The following is a 2,798-nucleotide window of genomic DNA, read 5'->3' as shown; positions in this document are numbered from 1 at the left end:
TTAAATTTATTTTTGTTACTTTTTTCAAGATTATGAATTGCAAAAAAGATTTAATTAACACTAATTATTAACAAATTTTATAATTAATCTTTCATTATAAATTTTTCATAAATTAACGAGCTTACTCCTAAAATAATTCCGAAAATTAAAATTATTTTTCCGTAAGACCAATCTTGAAGATTAAATGCAGTACCAATCAATATTAAAGAAGCACCAATTTTCTGATTTATTTGAAGTATTTGTTTAGTTAGTTTTTTTGTCATAGAATTTATTCAATTTAAGTGATTTCCGCTATTACTTGCAACGCTCTGGCTATTTTGAGTGGGATTAGAAAGTACTAACCTTGCCATTTTCCTCAAAGCCACACCGTTGTTTAAAGTTATTAATAGTGGCGGAATATCCAATCCTCACAAAAATATCCTGACCGATAAAACCCCATTCATTTATAGCTGTTGTTAGAGGATGTTTTTAATATTATTGATCATTTTTTTTAAAAAGGAATAATCCGTTTGACCAATCACTAACTGCAATGATTCCATTATTAGAGAAAGGATAAACTCCGAAAGCACCCAAGCCATCTGATAAAGGGTTGGTATCATAACTATAAATTAATGTAGGAACTATTGGGTTAGAGACATCATAAACTCTAAATCCAGCATTGTAAAAAGAGGTATAGGCAAGATCTTCAATTATATATGCATTATGTATAGTGTTTTCTGTGTCGTGAATGCTGCCCACGGGAGTGATTGTAGAAACGTTTGATATATCTAGAATCACAACATCTATTTCAGAATCTTTAGATTCTTCTAAACACACATACAAATGTTGATTATCTTTCGTCACCCAACCGCTGTGAACATTTGCATTATTCTCAAATGTATGCCTACCTAAAGATCTAGGTGCATTTCTATCTTGTAAGTCAACAATTTCAATATAAGAGCTGCTAGCGCTGAAAATGTATAACCTGTCCCCCTTAACAAATATGTCATGTGCTGGAATTATATACTCGGGGTATGAAAGAACAGAAGAGACTAACTGTGGAGATTCAGGATCAGTGTTTAAATCATAGATACTAACTTCAAGGCCTGTGGATCCGGAAATAGTGGAATTATTAAAATATCCAGTAACATATAAGTATCCTAAATCATCAATGAATATGTTATGAACGTCAGGTATAGTGCCAACCTTTTGAGGTCGAGTGGGATCTGCTAAATCAAATATATGACCGCTTCTAGTTAGGTTGTCAATATTTGAGCCACTTGCCGTATAAATATAGTTTCCCCAAACTTTTACATCTACGGCGACTTCCTGAATTCTTGAAGCGATAATAGGCTCTTGTGGATCATTGATATTGACTATCACTACTTCTCCCTTTTCAGTTTCATTAGATCTACTTGTAACTATTATAAATTCATCTTCTGCATTTTCGTAACCCCAGAGATCAAATATATTACCAGACAAGTCGAGTTGAGATAATAATATGTATTCTTCTTTTTCTGTATCTGCAGGTTCCGCATTCTCTTGGTCACATGATATAAATGTAAGAAGTAGTACAAATACTAAAGTCTTATTTATTTTTATTGTCGTCATATGCTTAATTTTATAAAATTATTATTCAATCAATTCTATGATTCCACTTCCAATCTTAGGATTTTGATGAGAATGATTATGGGGATTGTCATCACAATGAAGTGCGAAATCTTCATATAAGTAGTGGACCACCAAAACTTTCCTAAGAATGTCATTCTTCTCTCCAGAATTCAAAGACCACAAGTCAGTTTGCAAAAAGAATGTGCCATCACCAGATTCATCAAAATGAATATTACCAATATCACCAGCATATTTTCTTCCCCAAACTTCTCCAAGACTTAGTTTACCACAGTAGCTCTCTGCTGTTTCTGGATTCCAATGTTGTTCTGGTTTGTTAGGCGTTCCGTAATGCATATGAAGAGCACTCGAAGTATTTGGCTTATTGCAGTTTAAATCTATCATTAATTCCAATCTATTGCTAAAAGCTTTTAGATATGCTATTCCCAATGTATCTTGATACTCTACATCATAATTTGCAAAAGAGCTTGATGAATCTTGTAAAGCACTCAAACGGATTGGGTGAAAAATAGCTATAGCTTCGTTCTTGGTAATTTCAATTTCTCTATCGTTTTGACATGAGTTGATTGCACATAATACTAGAATACTAATAATTAATTTCTTTATCATGAATCGTACATTATAAGATTGAGTTTTTACGATTAGCTTTTGAAACTTTTACCTAATATCATCTAACGTGATTGTATATGATTAGTTGCGTAATTTAGTACCTAATTTAGTAAACAAAAACGAACCAGAGAAAATTCCGCTGGAATTTTTCAAATAAGCACTTGCCCAAGCCATTAATTATACACAGCTTAAGTAAGTATTTTAATAAAAACCCTAAATTAAGGCATATAAATAAGAAAGAACAAAAGATAGGAATAAGGTTATTATACACGCAGAGACTTTGATCTTGTCAACCCCGAAGCTTTTGGATAAATTCCCTCTCTTTTCTTTCGCAGTTTCGTACAGTTCTATGAGGCTTTTAGACCTCGATTTTAAGCGTTGCACTGAGCTTGCCGTAGTGTCGTTGAAACTCGCGTAGATGGTCCTTTCAAAAAATCATTTTCTTATGAATAGAGACATTAAATATTTTGAAATTGACATTAGCCACTTGGTATTCGATGTCACAGATTCTGATGGTAATTACTCTCAGTTTAAAAACAATCCTTCTGGCTTTAAAAAGTTTGTAAAGCTCTTAGATATTG

The 2,798-nt window shown here is 32.5% G+C and carries 3 protein-coding genes and 1 pseudogene; 1 reads left to right on the top strand and 3 read right to left on the bottom strand.

Translation table 11 applies throughout. The features are described 5' to 3' along the window. Positions 1-83: 83 nt before the first annotated feature. The 3 genes from CXF67_RS09070 to CXF67_RS09060 form a co-directional block, all read right to left on the bottom strand. Positions 84-263, bottom strand: a complete 180-nt coding sequence (locus tag CXF67_RS09070; protein WP_102088467.1) for a hypothetical protein — start codon at positions 261-263, stop codon at positions 84-86. 211 nt (positions 264-474) lie between these two features. Next, positions 475-1,590, bottom strand: a complete 1,116-nt coding sequence (locus CXF67_RS09065; protein ID WP_102088466.1) for an LVIVD repeat-containing protein — start codon at positions 1,588-1,590, stop codon at positions 475-477. 21 nt (positions 1,591-1,611) lie between these two features. Then, the gene (locus tag CXF67_RS09060) at positions 1,612-2,217 is read right to left on the bottom strand and encodes a superoxide dismutase family protein (protein ID WP_102088465.1); all 606 of its coding nucleotides are present in this window, start codon (positions 2,215-2,217) and stop codon (positions 1,612-1,614) included. A gap of 445 nt (positions 2,218-2,662) precedes the next feature. Here CXF67_RS09060 and CXF67_RS19305 point away from each other — a divergent pair. Next, positions 2,663-2,798: pseudogene (locus CXF67_RS19305) on the top strand (IS110 family transposase); the annotation flags it as partial.

Source organism: Psychroflexus sp. MES1-P1E (assembly GCF_002836055.1).
Taxonomy (GTDB): Bacteria; Bacteroidota; Bacteroidia; order Flavobacteriales; family Flavobacteriaceae; genus Psychroflexus.
Note: the sequence above shows the minus strand (reverse complement) of the source record. Positions and strands in the feature narration are given on the sequence as shown.